The organism is Cryobacterium sp. W22_MBD10_FK3, from assembly GCF_052113745.1.
Classification (GTDB): Bacteria; Actinomycetota; Actinomycetes; order Actinomycetales; family Microbacteriaceae; genus Cryobacterium.
This window is the reverse complement of the sequence record NZ_JBGQOH010000006.1, coordinates 182,567-198,896: the sequence shown is the minus strand read 5'-3', so window position 1 is coordinate 198,896 and position 16,330 is coordinate 182,567. Positions and strand designations below refer to the sequence as shown.

Below are 16,330 nucleotides of genomic sequence, written 5' to 3'. Positions count from 1 at the left end.
CCCCCCCCCCCCCCCCCCCCCCCCCCCCCCCCCCCCCCCCCCCCCCCCCCCCCCCCCCCCCCCCCCCCCCCCCCCACGACCGCTTTCGTGAGGAATTACTTGGCGTTGATGGGGAGCAGGATGCCCGCGACGCTGGGGTCGGTGGCCAGGAACTCCTGCACGGCGGGGTCGGAGAACGCGGCGACGAGGTTCTTGATGTTCTCGGTGTCGGCGAAGTCGCTGCCGATGGTGAGCTGGCCGGCGAACTCGTCGGGTGCGGCGGGAGCGAAGATCTGCTGCTCGATGGGGATGTTCGCGGCCAGGTAGTACTCGGTGTAGCCGGCGGCCAGGTCGAGGTCGGGCAGGGCGCGAGACTGCGCGGCGAAGTCGAGCAGGGTGAACTGCAGGTTCTTCGGGTTGGTGGCGATGTCATCCTGCGTGGCGGTGCCGGCGGTGGTGCCCTCCGTGAGGGTGATCAGGCCGGCCTCCTGCAGCAACCAGAGGCCCTGTGCCTCGTTGGCCGGGTCGGAGTAGAGCGACACCGTGGCGCCGTCGGGCACCTGGTCGACGCTGGTGTACTTGTCGCTCCACAGCCCGAAGCCCCACCGGAAGACGGGCACCGCGGCGGTCTCCTTGAAGTCGGGGTTGGATTCGAGCACCTGGCTCAGCCAGAGCTTGTGCTGGTAGACGGTGCCGGCGATCTCACCCTCGCTCACGGCGCGGTTGATGGTGTTGCTGTCGGCGAGGCCCTTGAACTCGACGGTGATGCCGTACTTGAGGGCGACCTCCTCGGCCACGAAGTTCACCAGTGCCTGCTCGGCCGCGTTGCCCTCGGCGGTGGCGACGATCAGGGTGGCGCCCTCGGTGGCGTTGGCCGAGGTGGCCGGGTTCAGTAGCGGGATCGTGATCGCCGCGGCGGCGCCGACGGCCACGACGGCGATACCCGCGATCCAGGGCCAGCGTCGGCGCTTCTTGAGGGCGAAGCCGTGCGGTTCGGTGGCCGGCGTGGGGGTGCTGGGGGTGCTCGGGGTGCTGGGCGTAGACATGGGAGATTCCTTCGGGGAGAGGTCTGCGTGCTGTGCAGGGGTGCGGGGGGGGGGGGAGAGTGCGGAAACGTGCGGGACCGGTGTCAGGCCGGACAGGCCGCCCGGGGCATTCGGCGGTTCATGCCAGGCTCGCTTCGCGGCGGGACGCCCGCGGGAGCCGCGTCTGGGTGCGGCTGTGCGGGGTGGTGAGGCGCACCAGCCGGTCGCCGATCAATTGCACCGATGCCACCGTGGCCACCAGGATCACGATGGTGGCGAGCATCACCGTGTTGTCGAAGCGCTGGTAGCCGTAGGTGACCGCGACGTAGCCGATGCCACCGGCGCCGATGGTGCCGGCGATGGCGGAGTACTCGATCATGGCGATGGTGTTGATGGTGAGGCCGCCGATGATCGACGGCAACGCCTCGCTGAGCTGGGCGGTGCGGATGATCTGCAACGGCGATGCGCCGGACGCCTTGGCGACCCGCACCAGGGTGGGCGGCACCCCGCGCAGCGAGTTTTCCACGATGCGGGTGAAGAACGCGATGCCGGCGATCGACATGGGCACCACCGCGGCGGCGATGCCGATGTTGGTGCCGGTGACGAACCTGGTGAACGGCACGATCGACGCCATCAGGATCAGGAACGGCAGAGACCGGCCGATGCTGACGATCCAGCTGATCGTGGTGTGCAGCGCCATGTTCTCGAACAGGCCGCCAGGGGCGAGGTTGTGCACCAGCGCGCCGAGCGGGATGCCCACGAGCACCACGATGAGCATCACGATGCCGACCATGATCAGGGTGTCGAGCAGGGCGGGGAAGACCAGCGCCGGAATCTCACCCAGCGGCACTGTGTTGTTCAGGTGCACGGAACCACTCAGGATGCTCATGCGACGGGCTCCAGAATCTCGGCGGGCTTGTCGGCGGTCCGTTCAGCGCGGGCGTCGAGCCCGAGGCCGCGGGCCACCGCCACGAGGTGGTCGGGGTCGGCGCCGGTGACGCCGATGCTGGCGTGCCCCACGGTGGCGCCGTCGACGGTTTCGATCGACGCGCCGAGCAGCGACACCGTGCTGCCGAGTTGGACGGCGAGCCTGGTGAGCCAGTCGGCGGGCACGTGAGCGGAGGTGTAACTGACGAACCACTCGGTGGCGTCGGCGGGGGCGCTTTCATGGGAGCGCGCAGGGCGCAGGGCCCGGCCGAGGCCGGACGCCGGGTCACGGAGCAGGTCGACGATGCGGCCGCTCTCCACGATGCGGCCGTGGTCGAGCCGGGCCACGGAGTCGGCGACCTGCAGCACGGTGTCCATCTCGTGGGTGATGAAGAGGATGGACAGGCCCAGGTCGTCGCGGAGCTCCTTGAGCAGCGCCACGATCGACCGGGTGGAGTCCGGGTCCAGGCCCGAGGTGGCTTCGTCGCTGAGCAGCACGCTGGGGCGGAGCGCGAGGGCGCGGGCGATGCCCACCCGCTGGCGCTGGCCGCCGGAGAGCTGGTGCGGGTAGTGGCCGGCCTTGCTGGCCAGGCCCACCCGGTCCAGCAGCTCGGCCACCCGGGCCCGGGTCTCCGCGGCCGTCACCCCGAGGTACTCCAGAGGCAGCGCCACGTTCTGCGCGGCGGTGCGGCGGGAGTAGAGGCCATCCGCCTGGAAGATGGTGCCGATGCGGCGGCGGGCCACCCGCAACGCCTGCTCGGTGAGCTGGGAGAGGTTCTCCCCGTTCACCAGCACCGACCCGCTGGTGGGCCGCTCGAGCAGGTTGACGCACTGCGCCAGGGTGCTCTTGCCGGCCCCGCTGGGGCCGACGACGGCGAAGATCTCGCCGGCGTCGACGCTGAAGTCGAGGCGGTCGAGCACCACGGTGCGCGTTTCACCGTGGCCGTAGACCTTGGTCAGCTGTTCGAGGCTGATCATGCGGGGCTCCCTGTCGAGTCCTGGGGACAGTGTGCGTGCGGGTGGCGGAGGTCAGACGACGGGTACGCCGACGCGGAAGTTCGCGCCGTGGTGCTCGTCGGGCAGGCGGTCGCCGCGGCCGTGCAGCTTCTGCCGCAGGGTGCCCTCGGTGTACTCGGTGGGGTACACGCCGCGCTTCTGCAGCTCGGGCACGACCCAGGTGACCACGTCTTCGAACGTGCCCGGCGTGATGGCGTAGGCAAGGTTGAACCCGTCCACGTCGGTCTCCGCGGCCCACTCCTCGAGCTGGTCGGCGATCTCAACGCCGGAGCCCACGATGAACGGGCCGAGCCCGCCGATCGCGCCGGCGCGGGCGATGTCGCCAACGGTCCATTCCGACCCGTCGTGGTTCGCGGCCTGGAAGTTGGCCACCGCCGACTGGATGGCGTTGCTCTTGACGTTGCCGATCGGCTCGTCGAGCGCGAACTCGGACAGGTCCACGCCCATCCAGCCCGACATGAAGACCAGGGCGCCCTCTTCGCTGGCGTAGCTGAGGTAGTCGAGGTACTTGGCCTGGGCCTTCTCGCTGGTCTCGTCGGTGATGATCGTGAGCAGCGTGTAGATCTTGGCGGAGTACCGGTCGCGGCCGGCGGACTCGAGGGCGTCGCGAATCTTGCTCACGGTGCCCTTGAGCACCTCCTTGGTGGACGCGGCCACGAAGATCGCCTCGGCGTTGCCGGCGGCGAAGGCGATGCCGCGGCTGGAGGCCCCGGCCTGGTAGATCACGGGTGAGCGCTGCGGGCTCGGCTCGGAGAGGTGGATGCCGGGCACCTGGAAGTGCTTGCCGGAGTGCCCGATCGAGTGCACCTTGCTCGGGTCGGTGAACACACCGCTCTCGGCGTCGCGCACCACGGCGTCGTCTTCCCAGGAGCCCTCCCAGAGCTTGTAGAGCACCTCGAGGTACTCGTCGGCGTAGTCGTAGCGGTCGTCGTGCTCGAGCTGGTCCTCGTTGCCCATGTTGCGGGCGGCCGAGGGCAGATAGCCGGTGACCACGTTCCAGCCCACCCGGCCCTTGGTGAGGTGGTCGAGCGTGGACATGCGCCGGGCGAACGGGTACGGGTGCTCGTAGGCGGTGCCGGCGGTGACCCCGAAACCGAGGTGCTCCGTGACATATGCCATTGCGGGAATGACCAGCAGCGGGTCGGCGACGGGGATCTGCGCGCCATTGCGGATCGCGGCCTCGTTGGTGCCGCCGTAGACGTCGTAGGTGCCCAGCACGTCGGCGAGGAAGATGCCGTCGAAGCGGCCCTTCTCGAGCAGCTTGGCCAGCTCGGTCCAGTAGGCGAGGTCGGTGTAGCTCTGCGACCTGTCGTCGGGGTGGCGCCACAGGCCGGAGGACTGGTGGGCGACGCAGTTCATGTCGAAGGCGTTGAAGCGAATCTGTCTGGGCATTCACCCATGCTCACCGCTCGGCGAGCCGAGCACATCCCCGCATGAAACATGGCGTCACACGCGGATGCGCCGCAGCTTCTGCGACACACCCTCGCCGGGGCAGCTCCGATGCAAGAAACTGCACGCGCGGGCACTGCTGCGGCAGCGCCAGACGCGCGCGGCCAGGGCTGCCTTTTCTCCCGGCCAAGTGCCATACTGGGCCCGAAACGCCGCTCCCTGCCGACCGGCGCCATACCCGATCACCCGACGACTACTCCACGATCCACTCAATGCTGAGGAGCCCCGTGAGCACCCCGACCCTGTCTAATTTCATCAATGGCCGATTCGTTTCGCCGGCCGGCACCGGGCTGCTCGACATCGTCGATCCGACCACCGGAAACATCGTGGCCAGGGCCCCGGTCTCCACCGCGGACGACGTCGACGACGCCATGCGGGCGGCCAAGGCCGCGTTCCCGGCCTGGAGCCGGAAGACCCCCGGCGAACGGCAGCGTGCCCTGCTGCTGCTCGCCGACGCCATCGAGGCCAACAGCGACGCGATCGTGGAGGCCCAGCACCGCAACACCGGCCAGCCGCGCGCCACCATCGCCGCCGATGAGGTGGCCGCGGGGGCGGACCAGCTGCGTTTCTTCGCCGGCGCCGCCAGGCTGCTCGAGGGCAAGTCGGCCGGCGAGTACCTCGAGGGCATGACCTCCTGGGTGCGCCGGGAGCCCATCGGCGTGGTCGGCCAGGTCACCCCGTGGAACTTCCCGTTCCTGATGGCCATCTGGAAGATCGGCCCTGCCCTGGCCGTTGGCAACACCCTGGTGCTCAAGCCCAGCGACACCACCCCGGAATCGACCCTGGAACTCGCCAGGCTCAGCCAGGGCATCCTGCCCGACGGGGTGATGAACATAGTGCTCGGCGACGCCGGCACCGGCGCGTTCATCGTGGAGCATCCGGTGCCCGGCCTGGTCTCGATCACCGGCAGCGTGCGCGCCGGCATGGCCGTGGCGGCCGGCGCCGCCCACACGCTCAAGCGGGCGCACCTCGAGCTCGGCGGCAAGGCGCCCGCCGTGGTCTTCGGCGACGTCGACGTGACCAAGGTTGCCTCCGCCATCGCCGACTTCTCCTTCTACAACGCCGGCCAGGACTGCACCGCCATCACCCGGGTGCTCGTGCACGAGTCGATCCACGACGAGTTCGTGGCCGCGTTCACGGCCGAGGCCGAGCTGCGCACCACCGGATCGGCCGACGACGCCGACAACTACTTCGGTCCGCTCAACAATGTGCGGCACTTCACCGACGTGCAGGAGAAGGTGCATGGCCTGCCGGCGCACGCCGTGATCAGCACCGGCGGCCACCAGGTGGGCGAGGCCGGCTTCTTCTTCGAACCCACCGTGGTCACTCAGGTGCGCCAGACGGATGCGATCGTGCAAGACGAGACGTTCGGCCCGGTGATCACCGTGCAGAGCTTCGGCACCGAGGAGGAGGCCATCCAGATGGCCAACGACGTGCGCTACGCCCTCGCCTCCAGCGTCTGGACCCGCGATCACGCCCGTGCGCTGCGGGTCTCCCGCGACCTCGACTTCGGCGCCGTCTGGATCAACACGCACATCCTGCTCACCGCCGAGATGCCGCACGGCGGCTTCAAGTACTCCGGCTACGGCAAGGACCTCTCCATGTACGGCGTCGAGGACTACACGCGCATCAAGCACGTGATGAGCTCGCTCGACTAGCCCACTCGACTCGACAGAACGGCAACCCGATGACCTTCCACCCGCTCGACCCGCTGACCGGCCCTGAATTCACTCAGGCCGCCGCCGTGCTCGCCCGTGAGCACGGCGTGGGCGCGGGCTGGCGGTTCGCCTCGATCGAGCTCGTCGAGCCGGACAAGGCCGCCGTCGCGGCCTTCGAGAGCACCGGCGCCGTGCCCGAGCGCCGCGCCCGCCTGGTGGTGCTGCACCGCGCCGAGAACCACACCTGGACGGCGGTGGTGTCCCTGGACACCGACACCCTGCTCGAGTGGGGCCAGGTGGTGGGTGTGCAGGCGAACTTCACCGTGGACGAGTGGGAGGAGGCCGACGCGGCGCTGCGGGCGCATCCGGAGGTGATCGCGGCGCTGGCGAAGCGCGGCATCACCGACCTCGACAACGTGTTCATCGACACCTGGACCTACGGCGACGCCGTCATCCCCGAGGTCTACCGGGGGCTCCGCCTGGGCTGGGCTGATGTCTGGGTGCGGGCAGGCGCCGGCGCCAACCCCTATGCCGGGCCGGTCAGCGGGCTGCACTTCGTGATCGACGTGAACACCATGAACCTGCTCGAGATCGAAGACACCTTCACCGTCGACCCGCCCGCCGTGATGGGCGAGTACGTGCCGCACCTGGTGCCCGAACGCATCCGCGCCGCCAGCACGAGGCCGCCGCTCAAGCCGCTGGACATCGTGCAGCCCGAGGGCCCGGGCTTCAGCGTCGACGGCAACCTGGTGCAGTGGCAGAACTGGTCGCTGCGGGTGGGCTTCAACTACCGCGAGGGCATGACCCTGCACAGGGTGACCTACACGGATGCCGGCCGCGAGCGACCGATCGCCAACCGGCTGTCGTTCGCCGAGATGGTGGTGCCGTACCGCGACCCCAGCGTCGACCACTTTCGCCGCACCGCGTTCGACATCGGCGAGTGGGGCCTGGGCTTCATGACCACCTCGCTGGAGCTCGGCTGCGACTGCCTGGGCGAGATCCGCTACCTCGACGCCGTGCTGCACAACAGCGCCGGCGAGCCGTACTCGATCCCGAACGCCTTCTGCATCCACGAGGAGGACAACGCCGTGCTCTGGAAGCACGTCGACCACGACGGCGGCGCCGAGGTGCGGCGGATGCGCCGGCTGGTGGTGTCGTTCCACGTCACCGTGGCCAACTACGAGTACCTCGTCTACTGGCGGTTCTACCAGGACGGCAACATCGAGTGCGAGGTGCGCGCCACCGGCATCATGGTGGTCACCCACCTGGACGCCGGCCAGCCGCACCCGAACGGCACCCTCGTCGACGACCGCACCTACGCACCGTTCCACCAGCACTTCATCGTGGCCAGGATGGACCTCGACATCGACGGGCAGGCCAACACTGTGTTCCGCAGCGAGACCCGCATCGAACCGATCGACGCGACCAACCCGCTGGGGCTCGCGCTCACGCAGCAGAACACGCCGATCGAGACCGAGGGTTTCGACGACTTCGACTGGACCACCCAGCGGGCCTGGAAGGTGGTGAACGAGCAGACCCTGAACGGCCTCGGCACCCCGGTGTCGTACAAGCTCGTGCCGGGCGGGGCGATCCCGTCGTTCTTCCACCCCGAGGCGCCCGCCCTCAAGCGCGCCCAGGTGATCGGCCACACCGTGTGGGTCACCCCCAACGACCAGACCCAGCGTTGGCCCTGCGGCGAGTTCGTGAACCAGAGCGGCGTCGACCACGGCCTCCCGGAGTGGATCGGGGCCGGCCGCGCCGTGCGGGACACCGACCTGGTGCTCTGGTACACCTTCGGCATCCACCACATCACCCGGCCTGAGGAGTGGCCGGTGATGCCGGCCGACGTCGTCTCGTTCTGGTTGAAGCCGGTGGGCTTCTTCGACCGCAACCCGTCGCTCGACGTGGAGCCGAGCCCCGCGCACTGCGCCCCGGGCATGGAGCACGCCGGTCACGAGCACGAGCATCACGAGCACGAGCCGGATGCCCCGGCCACGGAACCGAGGAGAACAGCGTGAGCCGAGTTTCGAACTACGTGGTGGCCTACGAAGCCACCGCCCAGGGCCGCGAGGCCCTCGAGCTGGGTATCGCGATGGCCAGGATCACCGCGGCCGAGCTGCGCATCTGCCTGGTGCTGCAGCGCCTCACCGCGGCGCCGGCCAAGATCCACGCCGCCAGCGCCGACTTCGAGGTGCTCCTGGCCGACCAGGCCGCGACCTGGCTCGAGCAGGCGGCCGGCTGGGTGCCGCACGACGTCTCAGCCACCACCCATCTGCTCTGGGCCGAGTCCACCTCGGAGGGGCTGATCGAGGCCGCCCACGACCTCGACTCGGACCGGATCGTGGTTGGCGCCGCCCGCGGCGGGCTGTTCAACAGGTTCACCATCGGCAGCGTCGCCAACGCCCTGCTGCACGCCTCCCCCGTGCCGGTGGCCCTGGCTCCGCACGGGTATCACGCCCCCGCCGGGCTCACCCGCATCACCTGCGCCATCGGCACCCGGCCGGGCTGGGAGGCCCTGCTCGACTCGTTGGTGGCGTTCACCGACGGCCTGGGCATCGAGCTGCGCTTCGTGACCCTGGTGGAGGTCGACGCCACCCGCCAGAAGGAGTCGCCCGCCGCGGCGGGCAGCACCGCCCACCTCGACGCCGTGCTCGCCTATTACGAACGGCACTCCACCAGCCACGGCATCATCACCACCGAGGTCGGCACGGGCAAGAGCGTCGAGGCCGCCGTGGAGGCCCTCGACTGGCGCGCCGACGAACTCGCGTTCGTCGGCTCCAGCCGGCTGGCCGCGCCCCGCACGATCTTCCTCGGCATCACCGCCCATCGCATGCTGCACGCCCTGCCGGTGCCGCTTGTGGTCGTTCCCACCTCCCCCGCCCGCAGCTGACCCGCACGTCCGCCCCGCACGTCCACCCCGCACGTCGCTGATTTCGACCCGTAGCTGATCCGATCAAAGGACAGGTTCATGGCACAGTCATCCGCTTCCGGCGCATCGCCGGACACCACAACGACCAGCGCCGGCGGGCTCTCCGCCAAGGGGCTGAGCGCCGGCTCGGTGGGCCTCCTCGGCGCCACCGTGATCGGCATCTCCTGCATCGCCCCCGCCTACACCCTCACAGCGTCGCTCGGCCCCACGGTCGCGGCCGTCGGCACCCAGATGCCCGGCATCTTCATGGTGGGCTTCATCCCGATGCTGCTCGTGGCGCTCGGCTACCGCGAACTCAACAACGCCATGCCGGATGCCGGCACCTCGTTCACCTGGGCGACCCGCGCGTTCGGTCCGTGGCTGGGCTGGATGGGCGGCTGGGGCCTGATCGTGGCCACCGTGGTGGTGCTCTCGAACCTGGCCGGGGTGGCGGTGGACTTCTTCTACCTGATGCTCGCCCAGCTCTTCGGCAACCCGTCGCTGGCCGACCTGGCCGGCAACGTGTGGATCAACATCTTCACCTGTCTGGTCTTCATGGTGGGCGCCTGTTACGTGTCATACCGGGGCATGGAGACCACCAAGATGGTGCAGTACGTGCTCGTCGCGTTCCAGCTGCTCGTGTTGGTCTGGTTCAGCGTCGCGGCGCTCATCCACTTCTCCGACGGCACCGCTTTCGACGCGCTCGGCTTCAGCGCCAGCTGGTTCAACCCGTTCCTCACCCCGTCGTTCTCGGCGTTCGCCGCGGGGGTGTCGCTGTCGATCTTCATCTACTGGGGCTGGGACGTGACCCTCACCATGAACGAGGAGACCAAGAACCCCGAGACCACTCCTGGCCGGGCGGCCACCCTCACGGTGGGCATCATCTTCGTGCTGTACATCCTGGTTTCCGTGTCGGCGCTGATGTTCTCCGGCGTGGGAACCGGCGAGCTGGGCCTCGGCAACGAGGACATCCAGGGCAACGTCTTCGCCGCGCTGGCCGGGCCGGTGATGGGGCCGTTCGCCATCCTGATGTCACTGGCCGTGCTGTCCAGTTCGGCGGCGTCGCTGCAGTCCACCTTCGTGGGGCCGGCGCGCACGATGCTCTCGATGGGCCACTACCGGGCCTTCCCCAAGCGCTTCGCCGCGATCAGCCCGCGGTTCAAGTCGCCGGGTTTCGCCACGGTGGTGGCCGGCGTGGTGGCGTGGGGCTTCTACGCGGTGATGCGGGTGCTGAGCACCGACGTGCTCACCGACACCATCCTCACCCTGGGGATCATGATCTGCTTCTACTACGGCGTCACAGCGTTCGCCTGCGTCTGGTTCTTCCGCCGGGAGCTGTTCTCCAGCACCCGGGCGTTCCTGTTCAAGCTGCTGGCTCCGCTTCTGGGCGGCATCATCCTGGCCGTGATCTTCGCCACCACCCTGATCGACAGCACCGACCCCGAGTACGGCAGCGGCTCGGAGATCGGCGGGGTGGGCCTGGTGTTCATCCTCGCGATGGTGCTCTTCCTCACCGGCATCGTGCTGATGCTCATCATGCGCAGGGTCGATCCGGCGTTCTTCCGGGGCCAGACCCTCACCAAGGGCACGTCGCGGGAGTAGTGACGGTTCACTGAACGCTCTCTCAGGCGCCTGACCCTGGCGGACAGCTTCTCGTTGTTTCCCTTTCACCTTCGGTTCGTACACTCCCCAGTAATCCGCGATTCGTAATCCGCGATTCGCGCGGGGTGCGATGTGGGCTTCACAAGTTGTGACTGTGGAAAGTGACGTGTGCGATGTCGTATTTTGTCGAGCTGGTCGATCGCCGCCTGACCCGGCTGCTCACCCCCGCCCGGCGGGACTGGCTGCGCAGCCCCCGCACGCTGCTGTTCGGCTTCCTCGGCCTGCACCTGCTCTTCCTGTTCGCGCTGCTGCCCACGATCCTCACCGGTCGGGTGCTGGGCGACCTGCCCCTTTACAGGGTCTGGGCCGAGCAGGCCCTGGCGAACAACGTCTGGCAGGGCATCGACGTGGAGTGGGTCTATCCGATCGGCGCGATTGTGCCGATAGTGCTGGCGGATGCCGCCGGCCCGCTGCTGTACCAACTGCTGTGGTTCGTGATGACGATGTCGCTGAACGCCGCGGCCATCGGCATCCTCACCGATTGGGGCCGCGACCGGGCCGGCTACAAGGCGGCCTGGTTCTGGCTGGCGTTCAGCCTGGTGCTCAGTCCGGTGGGCCTGCTGCGGCTGGAGGGGCTCAGCGCCCCGCTCGTGATCATGGGGCTGGTGCTGCTGGCCCGGCGGCCGGTGGTGGCCGCGGCGCTGCTCACCGCCGCGACCTGGATCAAGGTCTGGCCGGCTGCCGTGCTGCTCGCCGTGGTGGGGGCCAGCCGGCGTCGGTTGAGCGTGCTGGCAACCGGCGGGGTGATCACGGCCGCCATCATCGGTGCGGTCTGGGCCGCCGGGGGTGTGCGCTTTCTCACCGGCTTCGTCACCATGCAGTCCGACCGGGCCCTGCAGCTCGAGGCGCCGGTGACGACGCCGTGGGTGTGGCTGGCCGCGATGGGCCAGTACGGCAGCACCGTCTACCAAAACCACGCCATTGCCACTCGCGAGGTGACCGGACCCGGTGCGTCCTTTGCGGCGACCGCGATGACGCCGCTGATGTTCCTGGTGATCGCGGGCGTCTTCGTGCTGATGCTGCTGGCCCTCCGCCGCAGCCGCGACAACGGCCAGCTGGTGCTGCTGGGTGCCCTGGCGCTGGTCACCACGTTCGTGGTGCTCAACAAGGTGGGGTCACCGCAGTACATGCTGTGGATCGCCCCGGTTGTGGCCGTCGGAGTGGCGCACGACTGGGCGGCCTGGCGGGTTCCGGCCTACCTCACGCTCTTCATCGGCGGGTTGACCACCCTGATCTTCCCCATCTTCTACCTGCCCCTGGTGCACGGGGATGCCGGCGCGATCCTGCTGCTCACGCTGCGCAACGGGTTGCTCGTTGTGCTGCTGGGCTGGTCGGTGCTGGCGCTCTGGCGCACGGCCGTGGCGGGCTCGCCGGCATCCGTTTCGGTGCGGCACGGCGCCCGTTCGCGGGGTCTGGCCGCCCACTGACGCCACCCGTCTGCGGGGCGGGGCGCCCGCACACGGCAGAATAGGGGGGTGACTGCTACAACGACCTTCGCCCTTGTCCGCCACGGCCAGACCGACTGGAACGCCGTCGGGCGCATCCAGGGGGCCACCGACGTTCCCCTGAACGACGTGGGCCGAGGGCAGGCCACCGAGGCGGTCGAGCCGCTCTCGCAGTACGAATGGGACTTCGTCGTGTCGTCGCCGCTCTCCAGGGCAGCCGAGACTGCCGACATCATCGCCGCGGACCTCGAGCTGGAGGTGACCCGGCACCTGCCCGGTCTCGTCGAGCGCAACTACGGACCGGCCGAGGGGCTCTCCGCTGGACCGACGCTCGACGCCCTGCGCGTGGAGGGCAGCTACGGCAACTTCCGCGGTTCCGAGGCCGAGCTCAGTGTGTCCAACCGCGGCCTGGGCGCGCTGCGCCTGCTCGCCGAGGACTACCCGGGCGCCCGCATCATCGTCGTCTGCCACGGCACCCTGATCCGGCTCAGCCTCATGGCCGCGCTCGAGCAGGAGATCCCGCCGATTCTCAACGCCGCCATCTCGGTCGTGCAGTTCAACCCGGATGCCGGCTGGTCCGCCTCGGTGATCAACAACGAGCGGCTCGAGGCCGACCCGCTCGTGGCAGGGTCGCTCGCGGCAATCTGACTCTGCTGGTCGCGCGGGCCGGTGGCGCTGGCTGGGTAGCGCTGCTGGTTGCGCTGCTGGTTGCGCTGGTGGCCTCGCTGCTGGTTTGTGAAGAGCGACCGCCCCGCTGGTCGAGCTTGTCGAGACCCCGCGACCCAACCTCGCCACGCGCCCACTCCGTTGGTCGAGCTTGTCGAGACCCCGTAACCCGACCTCCCACGCGCCCAGTCCGTTCGTAGTGCTTGTCACGACCCCTCTGAGGTGTCGGGCTTGACCCTGCCCAACCCAGGCGCAAAAAGATTCGAATTTACCTGTGGAAAACCTGACCTATTCTCACACTTTTGTTCGATTCGTGAGAGAATGGGGGTATGGACGACGAGCTGGCTCCAGGCTCCACCGCACCGACGGGAACTCCTCCCGCCGGTCCGAATCTCCATGACTGGAACACCGGCCTCGCCGGTCCGGAGCCGGAGGTGCTCGATGAGCTGACCGCTCCGCGTCCTGATCCCGGCCCGGATGCCGCCAGTCTCCGTGGCGCCACCGACACCGCGGGCTCGACGCCCAGTGGTCCCGCCCTGGGGAAGCCGCGGCCGCCGTGGAGGGACCCGTCGGAGTTGCCCGCGGTGCAGCGGGCGCATACCGGGCCGTTCGGCGAGAAGCTGAAGGCCCTCGATGACGCGGCGGCAACGGTGCAGGCCGTGATGGCCTCGATTGACGTGAATGGGCTCAGCGACGCCGAGGTGGTGGCGTTGACGCAGATGGTGGAGCGGGCGGGCCGGCCCGTGGACGCGGCCCGGGTGAGTACCGCGACGGTGGTCGGCTACCGGTCTCGGCGGATGCTGGGCCGGGAGTCCATGGCCTGGCGGATGGGCGCTCCGCACCAGAACGTGTTGCTGACACGGTTGACGCTGGCGTCGGTGCCGGAGATGAAACGACGGATGGCGTTGGGCGAGAAAGTGACGCCCCGGGTGCTGGGCGGCGCTGCGTTCGAGCCGGTGTTCCCGGTGGTCGCGGCGGCGTTGCGCTCCGGAGAACTGGGCATCGACGCGGCCGAGACCATTGTGGCCGGCCTGACCGACTACACGGCAACCGGGCGCCTGGACGCCGACCCGGCCCACGTTCACAAAGCCGAACGTGACCTCGTGGAACAGGCCACGGGGTCCGTCTACGGCCGCACACCCGCTCCCGGCGAGACCGACACCGGGTCGGACGACGACGGCGACGCAGACACTGCCGGCGATCGCCACGGCGACACCAACGGCGACACCGGCACTGATGCCGACGCTGACGCTGATGGTGATCGCGGGCCGGCCGGCGGGTTCACCGGGCCGATTGGCCGCCTGGGTGAATCGGACGGGTTCACCTATCCGGCCGATGAGATCCGCAAACTGGCGGTGCGCTGGCAAGCCGTGCTCAACCCGGACGGACTCGCCCCGAACGCGCCCACCGTCGAGGCGAAGTCCACGTTCTCGTTCGGCCCCTACAAAGACGGCCTGCACCCCTTGCGCGGCGGGGTGACCCCGGAGCTCAAAGGGGTCATGCAGAACCTGTTCAACACGTTCCAGTCCGCCCGGTCGGCGCCCTCGTTCCCGTCCGCGGAGGAGCAGCAGCGCATCGAGGCCGGCGAGCTGGTGCCCGGCGAGCTGATCGACGAGCGCAGCGGCGGTGAGAAGCGCGCCGATATTCTCCGCGGCATCCTGGTGCAGGTCGCCCAAGACCCCCGCACCCCGACGATGGGCGGCATGCCACCCACGGTGATGGTGCACGTGAACGCCACCGACCTGCTCAACCAGGCCGGGGTGGGCTGGATCGATGGCGTCGACGAACCGATCTCAATGACCACGATCACCCAGCTGATCGACAACGGTGGCATGCAGCCGCTGTTCTTCGGCACCAACGGTGCCGTCCTCGGTTTGGGCTCGAAGGAACGCTGCTTCACCCCGAAGCAACGCAAAGCGATCACCGCCCGGGACGGCGGTTGCATCATCCCGGGCTGCGACTGCCCACCGCAATGGACCGAAGTGCACCACGTCACACCCTGGCAGTCAGGCGGCGACACCCATGTGAACAACGGGGTGCTGCTGTGTTGGTACCACCACCACACCATCACCAGCGGGGGCGGCTGGAAGATCCGCATGGTCGCCGGCATGCCGCAGGTGAAAGCGCCGCACTGGATCGACCCGACCGGCGCTTGGCGGCCACCGAACCAACACCGGGCACACGACCCCCGCACCCGAAGAACCGACGAGTAACAGCGGGGTGCACTCATGTCACAGGGTTCAGTTCGAAAAGCTCGGCACGGCGCAGACAGGTGTGACCGGCTGGTATCGGCCAGCCCGATGAGCTACGCCGGGAGGTGCGGCGGGATGCGCTCAGCGGCGGGTGGAAACCGTGACGGTGAACTTCGTGTTGCGGCCCACCTGATGGGTGGGGCCCACGATACGGGTGAGAGCCGGTCGGTAGCCCAGGTGGGTGTTCCAGACCGTCCAGAGCTCGCCGCCCGGACGCAGCACCCTGGCCGCATCCTCGAAGAGCTTGAGCGCGATGCCGGCATGCACCGACGAACCGATGTGGAATGGCGGGTTCAGCAGGATCAGCTCGGCGGAGGCATCCGGCTGCGCACCCAGGGCGTCATCGCGCAGCACGCGCACCTGGCCGGCCAGACCGTTGGCCGCCATAGTGGCTGCCGCCGAGGCGACGGCGGCTGCGGACTGATCGGTCGCCAGCAGCTGCAGGCCGGGCCGGCGCCGGGCGAGGGAGGCCGCGAGCACCCCGGTACCGCAGCCCAGGTCGATCGCGGTGGCGGCATCCGGCTTCATGCGATCGAGAAACTCGAGCAGGTAGCGGGTGCCGATGTCGATGGTGGTGCCGGCGAAGGCGGCACCGTGCGCGCACACGGTGAGACCGAGGTCGGCGTGCACGACCGAGCGGGGCCACTCCGACCGCGCCGGCTCCACCAACTCCACCGACTCCGCCGACTCCGCCGACTCCGATCGGATCGGCTGCGTGGCCAGCAAGACCCGGGACTTCTGCCGCGCCGGGGTCACCTGCACCTCGCCGAAGTGCCGGCGCAGCACCTCGTTCATGGCCAGGCTCATGTGCTTGAGGCGTCCGCCGGCGACCACCGTCACCTCGGGAGCGGCGTGACGGGCGATGGCGCCGGCCAACTCATCGAGCGCGGCCAGGCTGCGCGGCAGCTGCAGCAGCACCAGGCGGGCCCCGGCGAACAGCTCGGCGCCCACCTGCACGTGCCGGTAGGCCCCGGCGAGGCCGGCCAGCTCGGGTACCGTGCTCGCCAGGTCTGCCGCATTGCGGTCGAGGGCATGCTCGCCGGAGAGCGCATCTTGGTACACGCGGATGCCCGGGTTCCCGCCCGATCGGCTACCCAGCTGCGCCGCTGCAGCGAGGGTCAGGGCGCCGTAGTGGTCTTCGAGCACCACGACCTCGTCGGGGCCGGCACCGTCCAGAAGCACCGCCGCCTCGTCCAGGATCAGCCGGTCGCTCGCATCGACGGCGAAGAGATTGGTCGCCTCAACATCGGGCCAGCGGCGCAGGCGCTCGAACGGAAAGTCAGGCATCCGCTCAGAATAGCCGCCCGGCGGGCGGCCTCTTCGCCCGGCCAGGCGGGCAAAC

General features: G+C 69.3%; 11 protein-coding genes and 1 pseudogene. 7 read left to right on the top strand and 5 right to left on the bottom strand.

Going from position 1 to position 16,330, the window contains the following annotated elements:
- Positions 1 to 95 precede the first annotated feature (95 nt).
- The 4 genes from ACEN2M_RS09035 to ACEN2M_RS09020 all read right to left on the bottom strand — a co-directional run bounded on the left by ACEN2M_RS09035 (position 96) and on the right by ACEN2M_RS09020 (position 4,340).
- Positions 96 to 1,025, bottom strand: coding sequence for a MetQ/NlpA family ABC transporter substrate-binding protein (locus ACEN2M_RS09035; protein ID WP_441647782.1), 930 nt, complete (start codon positions 1,023 to 1,025; stop codon positions 96 to 98).
- A 118-nt stretch (positions 1,026 to 1,143) separates the two neighbouring features.
- A complete protein-coding gene (locus tag ACEN2M_RS09030; RefSeq protein WP_441647781.1) occupies positions 1,144 to 1,893 on the bottom strand; it encodes a methionine ABC transporter permease in 750 nt (249 codons plus the stop codon).
- A complete protein-coding gene (locus ACEN2M_RS09025) occupies positions 1,890 to 2,909 on the bottom strand; it encodes a methionine ABC transporter ATP-binding protein (RefSeq protein WP_441647780.1) in 1,020 nt (339 codons plus the stop codon). Before ACEN2M_RS09025 ends, ACEN2M_RS09030 begins: the two co-directional genes overlap by 4 nt.
- 51 nt (positions 2,910 to 2,960) lie before the next feature.
- A complete protein-coding gene (locus ACEN2M_RS09020) occupies positions 2,961 to 4,340 on the bottom strand; it encodes an LLM class flavin-dependent oxidoreductase (protein WP_441647779.1) in 1,380 nt (459 codons plus the stop codon).
- Positions 4,341 to 4,624: 284 nt separating this feature from the next.
- Between ACEN2M_RS09020 and ACEN2M_RS09015 the strand changes: the two genes are divergently transcribed.
- The 7 genes and pseudogenes from ACEN2M_RS09015 (at position 4,625) to ACEN2M_RS08985 (ending at position 14,949) form a co-directional block, all read left to right on the top strand.
- Positions 4,625 to 6,055, top strand: coding sequence for an aminobutyraldehyde dehydrogenase (locus tag ACEN2M_RS09015; protein WP_441647778.1), 1,431 nt, complete (start codon positions 4,625 to 4,627; stop codon positions 6,053 to 6,055).
- Positions 6,056 to 6,081: 26 nt separating this feature from the next.
- Positions 6,082 to 8,073, top strand: a pseudogene (locus ACEN2M_RS09010) (primary-amine oxidase); the annotation flags it as partial.
- Positions 8,070 to 8,945, top strand: coding sequence for a universal stress protein (locus ACEN2M_RS09005; protein WP_441647777.1), 876 nt, complete (start codon positions 8,070 to 8,072; stop codon positions 8,943 to 8,945). The pseudogene ACEN2M_RS09010 and the gene ACEN2M_RS09005, both read left to right, overlap by 4 nt.
- A 78-nt stretch (positions 8,946 to 9,023) precedes the next feature.
- The gene (locus ACEN2M_RS09000) at positions 9,024 to 10,565 is read left to right on the top strand and encodes an APC family permease (protein ID WP_441647776.1); all 1,542 of its coding nucleotides are present in this window, start codon (positions 9,024 to 9,026) and stop codon (positions 10,563 to 10,565) included.
- A gap of 173 nt (positions 10,566 to 10,738) precedes the next feature.
- Positions 10,739 to 12,052 carry a hypothetical protein gene (locus ACEN2M_RS08995; RefSeq protein WP_441647775.1) on the top strand — a complete coding sequence of 438 codons (1,314 nt, stop codon included), beginning with the start codon at positions 10,739 to 10,741 and terminating at the stop codon, positions 12,050 to 12,052.
- 48 nt (positions 12,053 to 12,100) lie between these two features.
- The gene (locus ACEN2M_RS08990; RefSeq protein WP_441647774.1) at positions 12,101 to 12,718 is read left to right on the top strand and encodes a histidine phosphatase family protein; all 618 of its coding nucleotides are present in this window, start codon (positions 12,101 to 12,103) and stop codon (positions 12,716 to 12,718) included.
- Positions 12,719 to 13,065: 347 nt separating this feature from the next.
- Positions 13,066 to 14,949: a DUF222 domain-containing protein gene (locus tag ACEN2M_RS08985; protein WP_441647773.1), complete on the top strand. Its 1,884-nt coding sequence runs from the start codon at positions 13,066 to 13,068 to the stop codon at positions 14,947 to 14,949.
- Between the two features lie 120 nt (positions 14,950 to 15,069).
- On the opposite strand, the gene ACEN2M_RS08980 is transcribed toward ACEN2M_RS08985, so the two are convergent.
- Entirely contained in the window at positions 15,070 to 16,275 is a 1,206-nt protein-coding gene (locus ACEN2M_RS08980) for a class I SAM-dependent methyltransferase (RefSeq protein WP_441647772.1), read from the bottom strand.
- Between the last annotated feature and the right edge of the window lie 55 nt (positions 16,276 to 16,330).

Excerpts from the sequence above, each read along its gene's own strand:
- ACEN2M_RS09000 (WP_441647776.1), top strand. The coding sequence starts at position 9,024 with ATGGCACAGTCATCCGCTTCCGGCGCATCGCCGGACACCACAACGACC.
- ACEN2M_RS09030 (WP_441647781.1), bottom strand. The coding sequence starts at position 1,893 with ATGAGCATCCTGAGTGGTTCCGTGCACCTGAACAACACAGTGCCGCTG.
- ACEN2M_RS09025 (WP_441647780.1), bottom strand. The coding sequence starts at position 2,909 with ATGATCAGCCTCGAACAGCTGACCAAGGTCTACGGCCACGGTGAAACG.
- ACEN2M_RS08985 (WP_441647773.1), top strand. The coding sequence starts at position 13,066 with ATGGACGACGAGCTGGCTCCAGGCTCCACCGCACCGACGGGAACTCCT.
- ACEN2M_RS09035 (WP_441647782.1), bottom strand. The coding sequence starts at position 1,025 with ATGTCTACGCCCAGCACCCCGAGCACCCCCAGCACCCCCACGCCGGCC.
- ACEN2M_RS09020 (WP_441647779.1), bottom strand. The coding sequence starts at position 4,340 with ATGCCCAGACAGATTCGCTTCAACGCCTTCGACATGAACTGCGTCGCC.
- ACEN2M_RS08995 (WP_441647775.1), top strand. The coding sequence starts at position 10,739 with ATGTCGTATTTTGTCGAGCTGGTCGATCGCCGCCTGACCCGGCTGCTC.
- ACEN2M_RS08980 (WP_441647772.1), bottom strand. The coding sequence starts at position 16,275 with ATGCCTGACTTTCCGTTCGAGCGCCTGCGCCGCTGGCCCGATGTTGAG.